This is a genomic window from Alteromonas sp. ABV2_168 (genome assembly GCF_056161165.1).
Genome location: NZ_JBSWYQ010000014.1, coordinates 108569 through 128774, shown reverse-complemented (window position 1 = coordinate 128774; position 20206 = coordinate 108569). Strand labels below are relative to the sequence as shown.

Below are 20206 nucleotides of genomic sequence, written 5' to 3'. Positions count from 1 at the left end.
ACAAACACGCGGGCTGCTTCGCAGTATAGCCCACGCGTTTGTGCCGCCAAATTAGGGCGTTATGTACTCAAAGGAATTGAACCATGGTTTACAAGCTTGAACTGCCTATTAAGTTAATCAGTCTACTTGCACCATTTGTAGTTTTCTTATTTCCATCAGGCCCATTTAATTCTGAAAGCCCTTTAGCTCTTTTAGTATGCGCTTTTCCTTACTTAGTTATCTTTGCGTTTACCCATTTCGTCAAACAAAAAAGCCCTAAATTATTGATTGCCACCGCAACACTACTAGTACTTCTAGTACTTTCTAGCCTTTCAATGATTTTCGGAACAGGATCCGATCCTCAGTCATCTATCGGTCTGTTCTTCGTCTACATCGCACAAGTTTTGGCAGCGCTTCTATTTGTTAGTGTATTCTCAGTTATTCGTGCAATTAAAGGCAACGTACATAACAAACCGCTATAGTCGCTCGCAGGCTCGCTGGGACACAAACACGTGGGCTGTGTCGCTTCGCTCTGATTTTAGCTCACGTGTTTGTGCCCCTAAGCGGGGTGTTAGGCATTTGAGATTAAGCACAATGAGTTTTAAAACACTCAATTCCATCACATCAGTTATCGCACTATTATTGTTTGTCAATTTTCTAGTCTACCCTGACTTGCTATTTTACATTTTTGGCGTTGACGGCTCCGGTAGTGCATATTTCATTGGGAAACGGTTATCCGTTTTGTTTCTCGGCATTTCCGTATTAACTTGGTTTAGTCGTAATACCGAGCATTCTGAGGCGCGACAAGCAATATGCCTAAGTATATTTATATCCATGTTTGCAATGGCTTTCCTCGGCCTTTTTGAGTACTTTCGGGGCTTTGCAGGCATCGGAATACTAATTGCGGTACTTACAGAAATGTTGATTGGGTATCTGTACTTTAAAAAATGGAACAGTGGTAAAAATGCCTAACAAAACGCTATAGTCGCTCGCAGGCTCGCTGGGACACAAACACGTGGGCTGTGTCACTTCGTTCCGATTTTAGCCCACGTATTTGTGCCCCTAAGCTGGGTGTTAGCAGTCAAGGAGAGTTCTTTGAGTATTAACCACACTGATATTGTTAACAAAAAGTATTATGTTGAATCCCTTGGAAAATATACATTCTTTAAATACCTTATTATTGAAAATCAATCAGGCCATTTTGTTGCTATTAGCAACATAGAAGAATTTTATAAACCGTACGATATAGTTGAAACAGAAAGAAATATTCAAGATTTATTATCTGCTATTAAATCTAATTCAACTCAAGGTATATTGAATGTAAGTAATTTTGTGAAAGACAGTATTAATATAAATACTGAAAAACGTGATGCATTGAAAAAAATGCAAGTTAACAACACAAAATCACTGCCAGTTGTCGGAAGTGATATGAAACTTATTGGCGTAGTGACGCAGGAAAACTTGGCTGCCAGTCTAGTTGTAGAAATAGCCGATCAAGTTAATAAGTAGATTTGCCTAACAAACGCAATCAGCGGACAAATCTCCGCTTCGAATTTTTGTGTTGGCTTCGCCACTCTACACAAAAATACTTCACTACAATTTATCGCTGTTGCGGGCGTTGGTATGACTCCCTTTGTCAACCCCGAAAGAGCGCTTCCCTGACACTCTTGCAGTCCATAATCAGTTGTATTTCTCATTAAAATTAAATGAGCTAACGCACCGGATGAGGCAGTAAATTCGTCGGTTGGTATGCTGGTATTCGTAGGTTACTTATTCGAGGAATAAGCAGAGCTGACCTTACTCAATCCGCCGTGGTACCTTCTCATCAGTCTATGCGCGTGGGTCAATCACGGTTAAGTGATTGCCATCATAACACCCTCGTAGGTTGTGCCACTTTCCGCGGCCCGATCCGAATGCGTTAGCTCAAACTCGTTTATCATGCGGGTACTCTGCTTAATCTTAGTTTTGGATTAACCGGTGTGAGTACCACTTCTTTTGCGATTGCCCAGATGTAGGCAGCCATTTCTCTGGCTATCGCGGTAATAATCAGATTGTAGTGTTTGCCTCTTTTAATCATGCGCTGGTAGCGTTTGCACAGGCGAAGCTGGGCCTTCCAGGCAATATCAACGATGTCTTTGGGTAAGCCTTCCTGCCTTAATTGTAATTCGGTGGAGATGTTCGCCGGGTATCGGTAACTGTGTGCACCTTCAATCAACAGGCGTCTGGCCCTGCCATTCCCGGATTTGGTAATGGCCCCCAGGCGACGCTTGCCCCCGGAGGATTGTTCACCGGGGACTAACCCCAATACGCCATGAGTTTTCTGGGATGATCGAAGCGTTGTAAATCGCCAAGTTCTGCTACCACGCCCACCGCCACCAACAACCTGACACCCCGCATGGCCTGAATAGCTTTCACTACCGGATAGTAACGCCACTGGTGAACGTGATGGGTCAATTCATTATCCAGCCTTTCTAACCGTCGAATGCGTTCGTCAATGGTCTGAAGTTGTTCCTGCAAAACTATCTGCTGGGCCGGATGGGGAAGTGGACAGGGTAATATCAGTTCGGTGAGCCAGCGTAAGTGTTTCTTAGACCAGTTGGCCGTTCCTTCATAACGAATATTGTTGCGAAGTAGCAAGGCTTTCAGCTGATATTTAGCTTCTTTTAAATCTTTCATTGCTGCTTCGCGGGCGCGGGCTAAATCACGAATTGCTTCATCTTCCGGTCCAGGCACATAGACAGGGGTGAGATCTTCAGACTTTAGTGACCTGACAAGTTTAAGCGCATCCCGACGGTCAGTTTTAATATGCTCACCGGGTTTCTTAGGAATGAGGGAAGGGGCGACAACATAGCAGCAATGACCCAAACTGGTGATGAGACGGTATATCCAGTAACCACAGGGACCGGCTTCATAAACAACGTGAAGTGTGGCACCGGGGTATTTCGATTCGAACTGACGGAGCAGCTTCTTAACGCTAACTTTGGAAGAGGGTATGCGGCCATAGTGAACAGGACTCGCCCCGCGTTGTTCTTCACAATAAGCTACTTCATGGAATTCTTTGTGCGTATCCAAGCCGATAAAAATCATGCTATGTTTATTCATGCTAGCCTCCAAATGAATTAGTCTTAAGCAAACTAATTATGGTTCCGGCCGGTGCTCCGGTGGCTTTCAGCTAACCCACGAAAATGCGGAGGCTAGCATTTCACAGGGAGTCATTGTGTCTATGCGTCTATGGAGAACATGCATGATTAATCGAGCTGCTATTATGCTCAAATATAAGCAACCAGCAATTGACTGGATAAATACCGCAGATCCAAACCCCGATGGTGAGAAAATGACATTGGAGGAGGTTAACCATGAACGAACAGTTTTTCTTATCCGTGACGAAGATGCAGACACGCCCGACATCGTGAATAAATGGATAAAGCTCAACTATGAGAACCTGTTCGAAAATGAGCTTTTCAACTGGTATGTAGATGAAAGCCTTTGGCCCCGGAAGCGAACATTGAAAATGTTTAAACAGTGGTTTGAGGTTGAGTGTCATACTCTTGTAGTTGATTTAGTAGGCACTTCAATTCACAGAGTCGACGCATAACAGACAAATTGAGTCACTCGCTCCGACCCTAAACAGGGTATTAGCTGTCACGATACATTAATGCACAACATCCTGTACATGTGCTCATTTTCGGTCTAAACTTGTCCCATATAATGTACAAGTGGGGTGAAAAATGAGAATTGTCTCTTTTACCGAAGCACGAAATGGTCTAAAGGCCGTTTTGGACAATGTAATCAATGATGCAGATACAACAGTAATCACCCGTCGCGACTCTGAAGATGCTGTTGTAATGTCATTAGATTACTACAACAGCCTTATGGAAACCGTTCATCTACTTCGTTCTCCAGCGAACGCTGAACACTTAAATCGTTCAATAGCACAGTTTAAAGCGGCAAAAACGACCCGGCGAGAACTTATTGATGAGTAACAAGTTGTTATCATGGACTGATGAAGCTTGGAACAGTTACATTTATTGGCAGACTCAAGACAAGAAAACCTTTAAACGTATCAATAAGTTAATTTCAGATGTTAGGCGTTCTCCATTTGATGGAATTGGAAAGCCTGAACCTCTTAAAGAAAATCTTTCTGGTTTCTGGTCTCGCAGAATAGATGACACAAACCGTTTGGTATATGCCGTGGACGACATCGCAATTACGGTTATCTCGTGTCGTTACCATTACTAGTATTTGGCAGCTAACAAACGACATTAAGTCGTTCGCAAGCTCCCTGGGACAGTAACACGTGGGCTCAATCGCTTCGCCCGGAATTTTAGCCCATATGGTGTCGCCCTTAATGTAAGAGCTATTTCGCGAAGGTACATTCCGGCAATGTCTTCGCGCTTGAAAATTAATCAATAGACCGCATAAATGACTCAACGTTTATTTCATGGAAGAAGAAATGTCTCGGTCAAATAGTGTGTTTAAAGAGAAATCTGTAGTCATAGTCCTAGCCTTATGCGTTTTCACTTTTGGGCTTTACGTCATTTTCCGCTTGTGGCAGCTGACTAAAATATTCAATTCAAAAACGGAAAGTTATATTTCAAAGGCTTTCACAACAACTGCAATTTCTATTCACTTAGTTTCTCTACTTGCTCTCATCTACTATTTTCTTTTCCCTGCACCAGTAGCATTATTGATTACTGCTAAACTTCTTCATTTGCTGTCGGCAATATTTCATATCGTATGGATTATCAAAGTCAGAAATAGGATCAACAGAATAAATAACGTCTCAAAAGGCAATGCGTTGTGGCTGGGCCCTTTTCTTAGCAGCTTCTTTCATGTCATTTACTTTCAACACAAAATAAACCAATCTATAGGTTCTGAGGCTGCGGGCAAACTCGCGATATAACAATCACACTGCCACGCAGCCAACTTTGGTTGCAGCCAAACTCCGGGCCTCACGTTACTCATCTTTGAAGAAGTTGTGGGGAAATTAGGGAAGAATTATCCATATAAATACTTAGTCGCTCGCAGGGCCGCCGGGACAGTAACACTTGGAAACCTGGAGCATCGTTTGATATTGTAGGCCAAATGATTTGCACGCTTCGTGTCGGTTTTGCGCTAGCAGAAATTTAAGGACTAATAGAATGGAAAGTTCAGAGATAAAGGACTACGTCAAAGCCAAAAAAGGTGTGGCAATTGCTAAAACCACATCATTATTTTTATTGCTATTCGTTTTTGCATTCCCTTTTTATGACAGCCTGGGGATTACAAAGTATTTATCATATCTTGCACCGGTATTTGCCATGTCGTTGGTAGGGTATATATGGTTTGGTTTTTTTGGTGTCTCTGATCAGACGTTGTTAAACATAATCGAGCGTCAAATTGCAAAAGACCCGGAAGCTATTCAGAAGTTGTTAAATCATGACACATAACAGAGCTGAATTTGGGTATGATAAAGCACCTTTAGAAATCGAGGCTTTCAAAGCAAATAAACAGTATGCAGATGCCTGGTAACTAATCGTAATTTTTTCAAAACTAAAACAATCATATTGGACCGCTAGCAGCTACTTTATTTGGGTTTTAAATTTCCGGAGTATAAATGGAACTTAATCAAATTACTTTGCCAGTAAAAGATATGGATGCTGCCGTTAACTTTTATCTGAAGCTCGGTTTTACTCAAATTGTCGATACACCGCATTATTCCAGATTTTCTTGCCCGGATGGTAACTCGACTTTCTCCTTATCACTCGAAACTGAAGAGTTTGAAAACAGATCTGTAATCTACTTCGAGCATGAAGAACTTGATGAACTGTGTGCTGATTTGTCCCGGAGTGGTATTCAATTTGAACAACTACCAACAGAACAAAGGTACCTATGGAAAGAGGCTATTCTTAAAGACCCGTCTGGTAATAAAATCAAGCTTTACCGGGCAGGTGAGAACCGTTTAAATCCTCCCTGGAAAGTTGAAAAACGCTTATAATAAGCCACTCAAGTCGCTGACAGGTTTACCGGAACATTAACAAATGGGCTGCGTCATTCTTCAACTATTTTTAGCCTGTGTATTTATACCGCTGAGCAGGGAACTATGGAGCAAGAACAAGGAAGTTAGATGAAGTATCCTTTTCTAATTATATTAGCACTGATTTTGTTTGAATTTTTTCCCAAGGCAGTTGGTGAAGATAAATTTGACAGAGAGGTAGCGAGAGTTGCTTTTAAATCAAAAATTGCCGGTTCTACGTGGTCTTACAACTGGAGAGAGCGTGAATATATTTTCTCCTTTTCCGAAGATGGCAGTATTACAAAACTTCAAAGTTGGTCTTCTGTTGCGTGGATTGCGAGTGAAGAAGATCTAGTGGTCCTCGAATCAGGTCGCCAAAAAATGTATCTGCACTTCAATAAGCAAGGCAACGCTTTTAAAACCGTTGACTGGGATGGACAACTCGCGAGTGGTAAGTTGCTGTTTGGGGACGATTTTTAAGAATATGTAACCGGAATAGTTGCCATTGATGTTTGGAGAAATTTCTTAAAAACAGCACGCTAAACAGTGATTCGATAAAGAATGAACAAGGAAAGTTTAATGCGAAAAATAGTTCACTTTTCAAAAAAGAAGAACTGGTTTCTTACGGAGCCAGATTTAGATTTATTAAACCAACAAATCGCAGAAATTGAAGGTGATGGCTGGAACATTATATCCGTTCAGTCTAACTGTAACTTTGCCGGTGTTGTCAGCTCTTATACACTTTTAATTGAACATGAAGCAGATAGTGCGATCTAAAATCGGCATTATTATTCGCAACTGCAGGGAACAAAAACATCCGGGTACTTTGTGCCTCGCCTGTCACTGTCACAGGGGGATATTTGCAGCGTCGTGCGGTTGTTTTACTCTTCAAAGGAATTCATTCAGTTGAACGGATTTAAAATTTCTACGAACTTTGAAGACCTTGATATTAATCTCGTATATTCATTTATCTCCAATTCATATTGGGCTAAGAATATTCCATTTGAGGTTTTTGAAAGGTCTCTAAAAAATTCACTCGTGTTTGGTGCGTATGGCAGTAATGATGAACAAGCAGGTTTCGCCCGTGTGATTACTGATAAAGCCACATTTGCGTATTTAAGCGACGTTTTCGTGCTTGAAAACTATCGTGGGCTTGGCATCAGTAAACTGCTTATGGAAGCAATATGTCAACACGGGGAACTTCAGGGTTTACGGCGCTTTATGTTGGCAACCAGCGATGCGCATGGCTTGTACGCACAGTTTGGCTTTCAGTCAGTTGCCAATCCGGAAATTTTGATGCAGGTATGGCAACCCTCAGTCTACGAATAGACATGTAAATAACAATTTATTGAAGGATTTCGTAACGCTTGCGGGGACCATAACGCTTAAGCTCTGTCCCCCTCACGGGGTGAGTAGCCGGTTTAGTTCTTACAGCATCATTAGATCTTACCGTACAACGTGTTTGTGCCCCCTCGGTATTACGAACCCGTGATATTAAGGCAACAAGAGGAGGCTTTATGACTAAGTATTATGGTTCTTGTTTGTGCGGCACCGTAAAATTCGAGGTGCAAGGGGATTTTGATTGCTTTTATTTGTGTCACTGCCAGTATTGCCAAAAAGACACGGGCTCTGCTCATGCGGCAAATCTTTTCTCAAGCTCAGCTAAATTAGTCTGGCTGTCTGGGCCGGATGTGGTCACTACCTTTACGTTGCCGGGCACTCGTCACAGCAAAAGCTTTTGTATGCGGTGTGGCTCGGCATTACCTAACACTCAGATAGCAGACTTACTTGTTGTTCCGGCAGGGTGTCTGGATACTGATATATCTATATTACCAACTGCACATATCTTCATATCCGGCAAAGCTGCGTGGAATAAGACGTTAGAAGACGTACCAAAGTTCGGTGGCCTGCCAGAGTGATACACGAACCATACAATCCCACAAACCCGCTCGCGACTCGCTATAGCGCAGTAAATCAGCTGTATTTTGAGGAATTGGTTACCTCACAAAGGAGTGTTTTTTAGTGAAATTTAAAAGAAGCGTGTTGTTACTTGGTTTGTCATGTTGTTTCCATGCTCTCGCATCAGGAACTGACGTTCAAAAACTCAACGTTGAAGAAAATGGCTTTGTCGGGCATTACTATGAACCTTCAGTCAGTTCTGCCGGTACAGCCAGACAGCCTGTTATTGTGTTGGGTGGTTCAGAAGGCGGTATTCCTTCCAGACTTGCAAACGTTATTGCCGCTGATGAGTTTCCTGTCCTGGCTGTTGCCTATTTTAAGGAAAAATCACTGCCCGATGAACTGGAAAAAATACCGTTAGAGTATTTTGAGATAGCTAAAAAATGGCTCCTTCATAAGCATCCTGAAAACGAGAACCTGACTGTGGCCGGATGGTCGAAAGGGGCTGAATTATCGCTGTTGCTGGCTTCAAAAGATGCCACATTTAACCGTGTTATCGCGATTGCACCAAGTGCGGTAGTTTGGGCTGGTATTCTGAATGACTGGCAAAAAACACCTGGTTCCAGCTGGACCTCCGGCCAAAAGGAGCTGGATTACGTCCAATTTAATCCGACGGGGGCCGTCAGTGGTTTACTCGATCTTTATTCTCAGTCATTAGCCAACAGACAAGATGGCGGTAAAGCGTCAATCAAAGCAGAAGAAATACAAGGAAGTGTGTATTTGTTTTCCGGTGGAAAAGATGAAATCTGGCCATCTGTTTCAATGGCTGAAAGTATTTGCGAAAGGATGAGGCAAAATGAATCATCCTCGTGTACACACTTTTCTTATCCGGAACTTGATCATTTGCTGGACTATAAGTTACTAGACGGTTCTGAAGAGTTGAATCGTGAGTTTTTAGATAGTGTGGGGGCAGGAGAGTGAAAGTATTTAGTTTTCTGATTGTTTTCGTTGTCAGTGGGTGTGCGAGCATTCCCCTTACTACAATGATGAAGTTCAGCACTTTTCAAAAAAGTGATTTTGTCAGCCTTGAGCCCGAAGATATTAAAGCCAGGCTGATTATTGACCAGCCTGTCGAAATTGATATAGAAAAAGTTAACCTCGGTCTTGAGGTAGAAAGTCAACAAGTAAACAGGGTTTATAAGTTTCCACTATCATTACTCGAAACTCGTGCCATCCCTGCCAAAGAAGGCTGGCTTGCTTCTGATGAGGCAAAAACAGAATATACTTTTGAGCTGAACGAAGAATCTGTCAAAAATTTTCATGAAGTGCAGCAACTGCTGGAGAACGATACAGAGGGAAAATTTGGTTTCTCTGTTGATACGGGCTTTGAGAATGTTCCGCCAGATCTTGAAAAAATTAACTTATCGATACTTCTGAAACTGGACAGTACTGAAGATTTCGTACCCATTTTTGAGGATGCTGCCCTCGACATCAAGCGTGACGATTAAGAGGCTATTTTTACCGCGTGTTTTTCATTCACAAAGGAAAGGTTTATGAAATACAGAAATATATTTTTAGCACTACAGTTCTTACTACCCGTCGCCGGAGTGGCCGCGGCCAATTATGCGTCAGTGGAATTAACGCACATTGAACCAATAAAGACGGAGGCCACCTGGCTGAGGGATAAGCAATTTATGCCTCGTTACCCCATTGAAATGGCGATGGAAGGGGTTACCGGCTGCGGAATATTTAAAGTTAGTGTCGATAAAAGCGGAACAACTAACAGCATTACGCTTGTCAGTTCAGTACCCGAGAAAGGTATTGCCGGGCCGGCAACCGGAGTTATAAAAGAGTGGAACTGGACCCTGGCAAACGGTAAGTCGCCGGCAAGCGAAGAAAAGTTATTAAGGCTGGATTTCTGCATGGGAGGAAGCTCTCAGGACGAATCTGTTTCAAAGTGCCAGCAGCAGGCATCCATGTTGTGTGAATAACCTCCGGTTTTCATCGAATGAAGGACAAGTAATGAACGGCCCCAATCCTGATAACAAATCGCCAATGGCGGGCTTCCCGCAAGTGGGATATTTGAAGAACTTTATTACTTCTGACAATATCATTGTAGGCGATTATACCTACTATGATGACCCGGACGGTCCTGAGCGCTTTGAGAGCAACGTGCTTTATCATTTTCCCTTTATTGGCGATAAGCTGATTATCGGAAAATTTTGTGCCATCGCCAAAGACGTGAAATTCATTATGAACGGAGCCAATCATAAAATTTCAGGCTTCTCTACGTATCCGTTTCAAATTTTTGGCAACGGGTGGGAGAGAGTGATGCCGGGCGATGGAGAGCTACCCTATAAGGGGGATACTGAAATTGGCAATGACGTTTGGATTGGTTACGAGGCTTTGGTAATGCCCGGGGTAAAAATAGGTAACGGGGCAGTCATTGCCAGCAAATCCGTTGTCACTGCAGATGTGCCTGCTTACAGCGTGGTGGGTGGCAATCCTGCGAAAGTCATTAAATACCGTTTTGAGGAAAGTATTATCGAAACATTGCAGTCTGTTGCATGGTGGAACTGGAGTGCAGAGAAAATCACCGCCAATCTGGAAGCGATAGTGGGGGCGGACATTCATGCACTCCGCACAGCCGGCGGTTTATAAAAACCATTTCCATGCAATGAACAACGCCAGGAACCCGAACAGATAAATCAGACCACCATAACTTAACAGCGTTACCAGCGGGCTGGCTTTTACGTCATCATTTAGTGCAGCCTGTTTTACCAGCTTATGATTTAACAGAGCAAACATCGGCGTGGTCATGAAGGCCAGCGTCATAGCAAATCCAAGCATGGCGAGCAGGGCAGATTTAAAGAACAACACAATGCCAAAACTGATTACAGCAACAGCACTGAGCACGACAATAAAAATACTTTCCGGCGTATCTTTTTGCCCTTTAAGCAGCATCGCTGCCTCTGCTACAGCCCTTGAATAGCCGTCATATACCGTAAGAGCGGAGCCGAAAATACACAAAAATGCCACTACGGCTATCAACCAGCGGGCCCACTCACCGATGGTGCCGGCATATAAATCCACCAGTTGTTTTGAAAAGCCAATACCACCTGAGGCCAGCGTGTTGTCGGCACCGTGTAACACCAGGGCACCCAGTGCCAGAAACACCAGCGCCAGTAGCATAGTAGTGAAATAGCCCAGATTAAAATCGAACAGCGCAGACTGCGGGGTTACTGATTGCTCCTGCTTTTGTTTTTTAAGCCACAGCGATGTGATACCTGAAATCTCTATAGGGGCAGGCATCCATCCCATGGTCACTACCAGAAATCCGACTGCTGCCATTGTCCAGGGCGAGGGGGAAACAAAATCATCTGGTGCCACAGCACCATTTTGCCAGGCCATAAAGGTAGCACCCAGCGTGGCTATCACCAGTGTCACCATAATGACTTTGGAAACTTTGTCTAAGGCTGAATAATGTCCGGCAATCAATATGAACAATATGGCAGCCAGAACAATACCACTTAACACAGGAATACTGGTTGTAAAGGGTACAAAGTAGCCAAGCAGGCTGGCTGCAAACATCAGCAGAGCAGCGGCATTCACAACCGATGAAATGACATTCAGTAACAGGGCGGTGATCAGATAGCCTTTGCCCATCTGCAGATAACCGTGTTGCAGGGTTTCACCGGTACTGATGGTATAACTGACCCCGGCCCGGAAAAAAGGATATTTGAGTATGTTGACCGCCAGCACCAGCAATGCCAGTTGCCAGCCGTAATTTGCGCCGGCTTGTGTAGATGCAACGAGGTGGCTGCCACCAATGGCAGCGGTTGCCATCAGAACGCCGGGGCCGAGAAGCTGTGTAAGATGCCGCAAACCGGCAAGGGAAAAGATGGAATGTGCCAACTCTGTGTTCCTGCTACAGAAGAATTAATTCAGATGAGTTGGCACAGTGTACAACAAACTGCTTTGAGATCAGAGATTAAACGTCACTGATAAGATGTGCGGGGATCTCCCATGAGCCCTGATGAATTTCACCATCCCAGGTTTGCAGTGTTACCCAAATTTTCTGCCCTGCAGTGATGCGTTCCTGAGCCAGACCGTGCACATGCTGTCCGTGTCGTGTGCCATGTAAAATACCGAGTTCATGCTGCTGTGCTTCTTCAATTGATAATGGTTTGTCACCGATATTTAAAAAGCCCTGTCTGATTTCATCAACACCACCGTCCTGAAACATCACCAGAAAATCTTTCACGTAGAGACCGTCATGCTGGTAGGGTTTGTCCTCATCATAAGGCATTGCCGTCAGCGTGAAATCACCGGCTTGGGTTTCCGGCAGACTGGCGGGAAATTCAGGATTAAATGACTGATAGATAAACACGACCGGCAATATCAGCAATAATGCATTTAACCAGTAACGTTTTGACGCCGTTTTTTTATTCTTCAAGCGGGCCATGTTAAGCCTCCTGTAAACGTGCAGCTGTTTCTTTCCGGCTGGCTGTTCGTGCTTTTGCCAGACGTAAATACCACATAATGAAACCCGAAACAGACATACCGGAGAGGATTAGACCGAAAACAAACCACAGCAGTTTTGTCCATATTCCGCCGATAGTCCCGAAATGTAAGGGGTCGGCGATGTGCATAATGGTTTGCAGGGGATCCATATTTTGCGGGGTAATGGTTTGCGTGATCTCGCCGTTCCACGGGTTAACTGCCAGTTGGAAACTGGCACCGTCGTAAAAGGGGTTAATGCCGCCCCCGTACAATTTGTAGGTGTCCCGGTTATGTTCCGGCATCATGATATAGCTGGTCTGAAAATTGTCGAAGGTATTCTCTGCCTTTGTAATGGCCTGAGCCAGAGATACCGGCATTGTTGGCGTATTATGAGGGGATACCGGAAGCGATTGTGCGTCAAGCTGCGCAGGCCAGGGATCCACTTCAATGTCTGCATGCCACATGACAGACTGAATCAGGTACCACAGTCCTGTTGCGCTCATGATCACCATGAACCAGATGGACCATACACCGGCAAGCTTGTGTAAGTCTGCGGTCAGTGTACGCGGTCCCTGATGGCTGCGAATTTTGGGGTTACGGTATGCCTGCCAGAATTTCTTGAAGACGAGCAATCCGGTTATCAACGCCCCGAGCATAACCACAGACATCAAAGAAACCAGATAGTAGCCAAGACTGTAACTGCCATGCCACGGGAAATACAGCCATCCGTGCAACGTACGCATAAAACCAATAAAGGTGACACCATCGTTGACTTCCTGGATTGCACCGCTGTACGGATTAACGTACGCAATGGCAAAAGGTTTGCCTGTAGCGGTAAACATGACTTCGTGAGCCATGTAGCTTTCCCGTACGCTGACGCCGGTAACGTCTGCATCCGGGAAGGTCTTTTTAACGGTGGCGACAGACTCTGCAACAGATTGTGCCGGACGGTTATCAGGGTTTACTGCACGGATATTTTCGTTGGTCAGCCAGGCAAATTCATGGCTCATGACCGCCACAGTACCTGTCAGACATACAAAACTGAATAACACCCACACGGGGAGTGAAAACCAGCCGTGGAGTTGAAAGAGAAAGCGATTAGACACACGCGCCATGCAAGACCTGTCCGAAAGTATAATTTCATTACCGGTTGCAGATTCTAGCGAATATCGCTTTCAATAGAAATGATATTAATTCTTTTTTACATACGCACCCATCTGCGAAATACGATAACCGGCACCAGCAGCAGAGCCAGAATTCCGGTACTGCCGCCGCCACCTGAGCTTTGACGTTCAGTCACGGCAACACTCACGGTATCTGTGACCGTATTGATGCCATCACTCACCGTTACAGTGTAAGAGACTGACGAGCCTGCTGCAGAATCCGGGGCCTGAGTACTATAAACGGAACCGTCTACACCATCGATGGTAAATGAGAGTGTGTCGTTTTCCGGATCGGTAGCAGTTGCCCTGATGGTGATCGTGCTGCCAGCACTGACACTGGCAGGAGATGTAACAGATAATACCGGAGGTTGATTCGGCGAAATGGTGACAGTGACAGATGCCACAGATTGATTGCCTGACGGATCGGTTGCGGTTACCTGCAGTACAGCGGTTGTGTCACTTTGTACGAAAGGCGCAGCAATCGTTACTGTCGCAGTATTCGTACCGTTTAAAGTTAATGCCGGACCGGATAACTGCTCCCACGACCAGGTTACCGCATCACCATTAGGCTCGTCAGCTTCTGCTGTTACAGACAGGCTGTTGCCTGATGACACAACGGCTGTGGCTGTTGAACCGCCGGCAATCGTGACTACCGGTGCGCCTTCGACTTGCACGTCACTGAATACGGCTGCATTCTCAGAGCCTGCACCAGGGATATTTGTTACTACTGAGGATGCCTGCAGAGATAGCGGACCTGTGGACGCACTGTCTTCCACTGTGACCGCAAACGATAAGGTTGCAGCAGCTGATGTTTGTGCATCAGCGCCGGTGCTTTCACTGTCTGGTTGAGTGACTTCCCAGTACACACGGTTACCGGTGACACTGCCATTATCAGATACAGAACCGGCGACCAGTGAAACCGTGTCAGGCAGAGTGACGCCTACGGTGTAATCGCGATCTTCTCCGGTTGTGTTGCTGATGATATTTACGTTGAAGGTCTGCTGCCCACCTTTATTCACACGGCCATCATCAGGCGCCGACATGTAGACATCATTTTCTTCCCGTTCAATGACAACATGGGTCACGCCAACATTATTGTTTTCGCTGCTGCTGGTACCCAGCGCGAAAGCACCAAAGAATTTATCTCCTTCACTGCTGTCTCCAAGATCCCATAAAATACGTAAATCAAAGGGCGAGAGGGCCGCATTAGTTTGCGGACCGGAAACGGTGAGGTTGCCTTCGTCATCAGTATCCACCAGCACATAATCCATCATATAACTGTCGGAGGAGGCTGAAGAGCCTTCCCAGTTCTGTACCACGATAAACCAGGTGCCGGCTTCGGGATTGAGGCGGTCAACGACTTCATCGGCTTCAAGGGAACTGCTTTCTTCGCGGATCTCATCGTCTGAAGGGCTGCCATCGCCATCGGCGTCATAAACAAGGAACAAATCCAGGTCACTGGCGGTGGCATCATAAATTTCCGCATACAAACGCAGCGCACCGTCTTCTACGTTGATTTCTGTGATCACAGTACCGCTGGCAGAATCAAACAGTTCATCAGGTGTCGGATCTTCACTGACTGTCTCAACCACGGTGGTTACCTGTGTTAATCCGTAAGACTCAAAGTTAAAAGACTCAATTTCTGCTGTCGTAACATCTTTAAGTAAACGGCTGTCTTCATTCCGGTGGGCTGTCAAATCAACAAACTGAGGAATACTGCCATTTGAAGCATACACAGCAACGGGGATGTGTAAATCAGGTGAGGTACTGCTGGTGAGATTTACACTGCCATATGCCCAGGCGTAGTTAGTGGTTCCGAGGGTATCCATGGTAAACGTGAGGGTCTGCGACTGTCCGCTTGCCAGCGAGAAAGAGGAGGGCGATACCGTTGTGCTTAATCCGGACGTCACTGCTGTTGCAGTCACTTGCCAGCTTCCTGACCGTGTTGCCGTAACTGTACGGGTCCAGCTGCATGAGGTGACGCAATTTTCATCCACTACGGCGGGCACGTTAAGAGAACGCGGTTCGCCGCCTTCCTGCGGATTTGCAGCGGAATAGTTCGCCGCTGTTTCCTGCATAATAAGCCCGGTTTGAGTGGCCGCGTCAACCTGCAGACGGCCTGCGCCCATTTCAAACCAGTTGGCCGCAACATCTGTGCCTGAAAGCGCCACACCGGTATTGGCTGTCATCATCATGGCTGAGCGGATGTTATCAGGTGTCCAGGACGGATGATCCTGCTTAAGCAGCAAAGCCGCGCCGGCTACATGGGGACTTGCCATGGATGTACCTGATGAATACGCATAGTCAGCAGGGGCAGGTCCGGATTCTTCATGTCCATAGTGTTCATCTGCCCATGCAGCATAAATTTCTACACCTGGAGCAGAAATCACGGGCGACAATGTACTGATTGAACTGTTCGGACCCCGGGAAGAAAAGTCTGCCAGTTTATCTGCGGTTGTTTCATCAGTGACAACCTCAGCGGATGCGTCAGTGATAGTTACACGATGACCGGAACCGGATGCCAGCCATTGTTTCAGTGCATCGCCGGCATCAGCATCTATATGAATACCCGGCACTACGTAGGCATCGTTAGCCAGAAAGCTGTCACCGCCCTGCACATTAGCCAGCACGTAACCTGCGGCACCGCCTTCAGCGACATTTTTAGCTTTCTGGATCCGCGCAATATCACCACGGTCACAAACAACAATTTGTCCGCTGAATGTACCGGCAGGATAGGGTTCCAGGCACTGACCGGGATCGCCGGATGGATCGTTGCCGTTGGGAAAATCGCCGGCGTACACGATATCAGCGGTAATTGAACTGGTGTTACTGAAACCTTGCATAGCGGAAGGGGTGTAACTGCCACCGGAAAAGTTTGTGATGGATTTTTCATACGACACTGTGATGCCGTGAGATGTAGCAGCAACAGCGGTCATCCAGGGGGCATGCTTGTCAGTTGTTGCATCATCGGGCCCGTCATTGCCCGCAGACTGGGCAACAAAAATTCCGGCATTATGGGCATTCAGCCACGCACGGTTTAAAGGTCCGTCCCAGGGAAAGTCGCCACCGGAAATCGACATGTTCACGGCATCTACAATGCCGCTGTCAATAATATCTTCAACGGCATCCAGCATGACGGACTCAAGACACCCGGTATAAGTGTCATCATCTTCACCGGGATAGCATACCTGATAAGAAATAATATTCGCATGCGGTGCAACGCCGGAGACTTCTTCAAAAATATAACCGGTCTCCACACCGTCACTGACAGTTTGATCGTAGTCGGGTATCACTTCAGCAACATTATAAAGAATGTTACCTGCAGCGGTTGCTGCTACATGAGAGCCGTGACCGTTGTAATCCTCACCGTTTTCGGGGAGTCCTGACGGAAAAATATCAGTGTCGGAATAGGCATTAACAATCGCCGGATAACTGTATACGCCGATGAGCTTGTCATTACACAAAGCAGGATAGCTTCCTGCACAGTCTCCGAGGTAATTTCCGTTACCCAGCGGGTTGGTGTGAGCATAACCATCGTCACCGGTGGCCGCAAAAGACGGGTGATCTGTGTTGATGCCGGTATCCAGAACCGCAACCACCATGCCTTCACCCAGCACATCAGAGCCGGACGAGGTTTCTGTACCGTCCCACATCTGCGGGGCGCCGATAGTGGCCGGTCCCACATAGGCATTCAGTTTGTGTAACGTGTCACGGCGTACTTTTTTTACCCCTTCTGTTTGTGACAAGGTTTTCGCCTGCGCCGGGGTGAGCTTTGCAGCAAAACCGTTAAAGGCCAGTTGATACTGTGCAAGGGCTTTTGGGGTGTCTGCGCCGTCAGCAATGGCTGACAATACAGTTGACTGGCGGTTCTTAAGGTGACGGCGGTACTGAACGACTGCATCAGAGCGTGTATTTAACTTATTGCGTCTTTTTTCTGAGGACGTCGCGGTAAAACCTTGCACACCTCCTTCATAGGTGGCCACAGGACTTTCATCCAGTTCAACAATATAAACGGATTTACCGGATTTATGTTTTGCCGTATCCGCCATCAGCGGTAATGAAATTATACTGCTACTCAGCGCAAATGAAACCGCTAAGGCGATTCGACAATTCATACACTTCTCCCGTTGCCGCGCGCGTTTTTACTTTTTCAGTTAAAAGCTTATACCAGATTTTATATATCACAGGCGAGTTTTACACTCAGGCTGCCTGAACATCAGTACGTAAAAGTATACCTTCTTAAATATGAACGGCTTATGAACCATTGTCTTTCATTAAACTTTTTATACGGGACGGCTAATGTAAAGTTAAGTGCGGTCTTATTTTAAATCAATGTTAAAACGGTAGGATAAAATGACCACGTGAAACCTGTTGAGGCGGATAACCATTTTCCCTTATTGATGGGACCACCTGCATTTAGCAACACGTATTTTGAGAATTCACACTAGCATTATCACTATCGATATTGCCGTAGTGGCACCACTTAATGAGGGCTTAGTTGTGCAGGACAGAAATCATCTCGCCAGCGTGAAAACCACCCGTCAGGTAAAAATAATAGAAAATGGCCTGATAGACATCCCCATGCTGCAAATTCTGCAGCCGGACGGTACGGTACACCCGGACGCTGAAGAACCGGACATCACCCGTGATACCGCAGAAAAAATGCTGGAAGTGATGCAGTTTATCCGCATTCTTGATGAACGGATGGTGGCGGCGCAGCGTCAGGGCAGAATCAGTTTTTATCTGGCTTCTACCGGTGAAGAAGCGGCTGCCGTTGCCAGCGCAGCAGCATTAACTAACGATGACATGATCATGTCTCAGTATCGCGAGCAGGGCACACTGGCATGGCGCGGATATAAAACTGAGCAGTTTATGAATCAAATGTTCAGTAATGAAAAGGATCCGAATAAAGGTCGTCAGATGCCCATCCATTATGGTGATAAAGCGCTTAATTTTATGACCATCTCTTCTCCCTTAGGTACACAGATCCCCCAGGCATCAGGCTATGCCTATGGCCAGAAAATGGCCGGCAAAAAGGCGCTGACGATTTGCTATTTTGGTGAAGGTGCGGCGTCAGAAGGAGATTTTCATGCCGGCCTGAATATGGCAGCGGTATTGCGCTGTCCGGTCATCTTCTTTTGCCGAAATAACGGCTATGCCATTTCAACCCCCGCTGAAGAACAGTTCGCCGGTGACGGTATTGCCAGCCGGGGGATTGGGTACGGGGTGAAAACGATCCGGGTGGACGGTAATGATCCACTGGCTGTCTATGCCGCCACCAGACAGGCAAAGGAAATTGCGCTTAAAGAAGCGTGTCCGGTGCTTATTGAAGCGATGACTTATCGTCTGGCGGCCCATTCCACCTCCGATGATCCCAGTGGTTACCGGTCTAAAGATGAAGAAGAGAAGTGGCGCCAGAAGGATCCGGTATTGCGTTTAAGTGAGTGGCTCAAATCAAAAGGCTGGTTTGACGCGGACGCTGTAGAAAAGCGTAAAACAGTGACCCGCGAGTCGGTATTAGCGGCCCTTAAAGAAGCCGAGAAAGTACCGGTTAACCCCATCGACGATATTGTGACAGATGTATACGACCACGTTCCCCGGCATCTCAACGATCAGCTTCAGGCACTTAAGCAACACATCGCCCGTTATCCGCAAGCGTATCCGAAAACAGCAGGGAGAATAAAATAATGGCAAAAATGAATCTGCTGCAGGCAATTAACAATGCGCTTATCACTGTAATGACAGAAGACGAGCGTGTGATGGTATTCGGTGAAGATGTGGGTCATTTTGGCGGTGTATTCCGTGCCACCAGTCATTTACAGGAGAAATTTGGTAAAGGCCGCTGTTTTAATACGCCGCTTACGGAGCAGGGCATAATCGGCTTTGCCAACGGTCTCGCTGCGCAGGGTTCAGTGCCGGTAGCTGAAATCCAGTTCGGTGATTACATTTTTCCGGCCTTTGACCAGATCGTTAACGAGACGGCGAAATTCCGTTACCGCTCCGGCGGACAATTCAGTTGCGGCACACTGACCATCCGCACGCCGTACGGCGGCGGCATTGCCGGCGGACACTATCACAGCCAGTCACCGGAAGCCTTTTTTGCTCATTGTCCGGGCCTACGGATTGTGGTGCCGCGTAACCCATATCAGGCAAAAGGTTTGCTGCTTGCTTCTATCCGTGACGACAACCCGGTGTTATTCATGGAGCCGAAACGCCTGTACCGGGCATCAGTTAGCGATGTGCCTGAAGAGGACTATGAATTGCCGCTGGGGAAAGCGGATGTCGTGCAGGAAGGAAAAGATATCACCCTGGTTGGCTGGGGTGCTCAGATTGAAATTCTGCAAAAGGCCGCCGAAAAAGCGCTGGATGACGGCATTAACTGCGAAATTATTGATTTGCGCAGTATTGCCCCCTGGGATGCGCAAACCGTCGCTGAGTCCGTGATGAAAACAGGCCGCTTACTTATCAATCATGAAGCGCCGCTGACCGGAGGCTTTGCCAGTGAGATTGCTGCAACTATTCAGGAGCAGTGTTTCCTGTACCTGGAAGCGCCGGTTGCCAGAGTTTGCGGTCTGGATACGCCGTATCCGCTTTCTCATGAAAAAGAGTACATGCCGGATGAACTTAAAACTTACGAAGCCATTCTCCGTACCATGCATTACTAAGG

Annotated in this window: 21 protein-coding genes and 1 pseudogene; 17 read left to right on the top strand and 5 right to left on the bottom strand. The window is 46.3% G+C overall.

What is annotated here, in order from left to right; translation table 11 throughout:
* Window positions 1-83: 83 nt before the first annotated feature.
* Window positions 84-461 carry a hypothetical protein gene (locus tag ACXAH4_RS18710; RefSeq protein WP_474848130.1) on the top strand — a complete coding sequence of 126 codons (378 nt, stop codon included), beginning with the start codon at window positions 84-86 and terminating at the stop codon, window positions 459-461.
* 613 nt (window positions 462-1074) lie between these two features.
* Window positions 1075-1488 carry a CBS domain-containing protein gene (locus tag ACXAH4_RS18705; RefSeq protein WP_474882970.1) on the top strand — a complete coding sequence of 138 codons (414 nt, stop codon included), beginning with the start codon at window positions 1075-1077 and terminating at the stop codon, window positions 1486-1488.
* 427 nt (window positions 1489-1915) lie between these two features.
* On the opposite strand, the pseudogene ACXAH4_RS18700 reads toward ACXAH4_RS18705, so the two are convergent.
* Window positions 1916-3081: pseudogene (locus ACXAH4_RS18700) on the bottom strand (IS110 family RNA-guided transposase).
* Between the two features lie 142 nt (window positions 3082-3223).
* Here ACXAH4_RS18700 and ACXAH4_RS18695 point away from each other — a divergent pair.
* From ACXAH4_RS18695 to ACXAH4_RS18635, 13 genes are all read left to right on the top strand, one after another.
* Complete coding sequence (locus tag ACXAH4_RS18695; protein ID WP_474844156.1) at window positions 3224-3574, top strand: hypothetical protein; 351 nt, start codon at window positions 3224-3226, stop codon at window positions 3572-3574.
* 133 nt (window positions 3575-3707) lie between these two features.
* Window positions 3708-3962 carry a type II toxin-antitoxin system Phd/YefM family antitoxin gene (locus ACXAH4_RS18690; RefSeq protein WP_303575219.1) on the top strand — a complete coding sequence of 85 codons (255 nt, stop codon included), beginning with the start codon at window positions 3708-3710 and terminating at the stop codon, window positions 3960-3962.
* Window positions 3955-4218 carry a Txe/YoeB family addiction module toxin gene (locus tag ACXAH4_RS18685; protein WP_474844157.1) on the top strand — a complete coding sequence of 88 codons (264 nt, stop codon included), beginning with the start codon at window positions 3955-3957 and terminating at the stop codon, window positions 4216-4218. Before ACXAH4_RS18690 ends, ACXAH4_RS18685 begins: the two co-directional genes overlap by 8 nt.
* 902 nt (window positions 4219-5120) lie before the next feature.
* Window positions 5121-5408 (top strand): hypothetical protein, encoded by a 288-nt coding sequence (locus tag ACXAH4_RS18680; protein ID WP_474844159.1) that lies wholly within the window; start codon window positions 5121-5123, stop codon window positions 5406-5408.
* A gap of 167 nt (window positions 5409-5575) precedes the next feature.
* Entirely contained in the window at window positions 5576-5956 is a 381-nt protein-coding gene (locus ACXAH4_RS18675) for a VOC family protein (protein ID WP_474844160.1), read from the top strand.
* Window positions 5957-6085: 129 nt separating this feature from the next.
* A complete protein-coding gene (locus tag ACXAH4_RS18670; protein ID WP_474882968.1) occupies window positions 6086-6454 on the top strand; it encodes a hypothetical protein in 369 nt (122 codons plus the stop codon).
* 99 nt (window positions 6455-6553) lie between these two features.
* Window positions 6554-6751, top strand: coding sequence for a hypothetical protein (locus ACXAH4_RS18665; RefSeq protein ID WP_474882966.1), 198 nt, complete (start codon window positions 6554-6556; stop codon window positions 6749-6751).
* 129 nt (window positions 6752-6880) lie between these two features.
* Window positions 6881-7303, top strand: coding sequence for a GNAT family N-acetyltransferase (locus ACXAH4_RS18660; protein ID WP_474844163.1), 423 nt, complete (start codon window positions 6881-6883; stop codon window positions 7301-7303).
* A gap of 188 nt (window positions 7304-7491) precedes the next feature.
* Window positions 7492-7893 carry a GFA family protein gene (locus tag ACXAH4_RS18655; RefSeq protein ID WP_119501330.1) on the top strand — a complete coding sequence of 134 codons (402 nt, stop codon included), beginning with the start codon at window positions 7492-7494 and terminating at the stop codon, window positions 7891-7893.
* Window positions 7894-7996: 103 nt separating this feature from the next.
* Entirely contained in the window at window positions 7997-8854 is an 858-nt protein-coding gene (locus ACXAH4_RS18650; RefSeq protein WP_474882964.1) for an acyl-CoA thioester hydrolase/BAAT C-terminal domain-containing protein, read from the top strand.
* Window positions 8851-9381: a hypothetical protein gene (locus ACXAH4_RS18645; RefSeq protein ID WP_474882962.1), complete on the top strand. Its 531-nt coding sequence runs from the start codon at window positions 8851-8853 to the stop codon at window positions 9379-9381. Before ACXAH4_RS18650 ends, ACXAH4_RS18645 begins: the two co-directional genes overlap by 4 nt.
* A gap of 45 nt (window positions 9382-9426) precedes the next feature.
* The gene (locus ACXAH4_RS18640) at window positions 9427-9864 is read left to right on the top strand and encodes an energy transducer TonB (RefSeq protein ID WP_474844167.1); all 438 of its coding nucleotides are present in this window, start codon (window positions 9427-9429) and stop codon (window positions 9862-9864) included.
* A gap of 31 nt (window positions 9865-9895) precedes the next feature.
* Entirely contained in the window at window positions 9896-10534 is a 639-nt protein-coding gene (locus ACXAH4_RS18635) for a Vat family streptogramin A O-acetyltransferase (protein WP_474844168.1), read from the top strand.
* Here the strand turns inward: ACXAH4_RS18635 and ACXAH4_RS18630 are convergent.
* The 4 genes from ACXAH4_RS18630 to ACXAH4_RS18615 form a co-directional block, all read right to left on the bottom strand.
* On the bottom strand, window positions 10529-11719 hold the full coding sequence (locus ACXAH4_RS18630; RefSeq protein WP_474844523.1) for an NRAMP family divalent metal transporter: 1191 nt from the start codon (window positions 11717-11719) through the stop codon (window positions 10529-10531). The two genes, ACXAH4_RS18635 and ACXAH4_RS18630, sit on opposite strands and share 6 nt — an antisense overlap.
* A gap of 145 nt (window positions 11720-11864) precedes the next feature.
* Window positions 11865-12338, bottom strand: coding sequence for a hypothetical protein (locus ACXAH4_RS18625; RefSeq protein WP_303575209.1), 474 nt, complete (start codon window positions 12336-12338; stop codon window positions 11865-11867).
* A gap of 1 nt (window position 12339) precedes the next feature.
* Window positions 12340-13491 (bottom strand): PepSY-associated TM helix domain-containing protein, encoded by a 1152-nt coding sequence (locus tag ACXAH4_RS18620; RefSeq protein ID WP_474844170.1) that lies wholly within the window; start codon window positions 13489-13491, stop codon window positions 12340-12342.
* Window positions 13492-13577: 86 nt separating this feature from the next.
* A complete protein-coding gene (locus tag ACXAH4_RS18615) occupies window positions 13578-17654 on the bottom strand; it encodes a S8 family serine peptidase (protein WP_474882960.1) in 4077 nt (1358 codons plus the stop codon).
* Between the two features lie 385 nt (window positions 17655-18039).
* Here ACXAH4_RS18615 and ACXAH4_RS18610 point away from each other — a divergent pair, with 385 nt between their 5' ends.
* Both ACXAH4_RS18610 and ACXAH4_RS18605 read left to right on the top strand, forming a co-directional pair.
* Window positions 18040-19227, top strand: coding sequence for a thiamine pyrophosphate-dependent dehydrogenase E1 component subunit alpha (locus ACXAH4_RS18610; RefSeq protein ID WP_474844524.1), 1188 nt, complete (start codon window positions 18040-18042; stop codon window positions 19225-19227).
* Window positions 19227-20204: an alpha-ketoacid dehydrogenase subunit beta gene (locus ACXAH4_RS18605; protein ID WP_119501340.1), complete on the top strand. Its 978-nt coding sequence runs from the start codon at window positions 19227-19229 to the stop codon at window positions 20202-20204. Before ACXAH4_RS18610 ends, ACXAH4_RS18605 begins: the two co-directional genes overlap by 1 nt.
* Window positions 20205-20206: the final 2 nt, after the last annotated feature.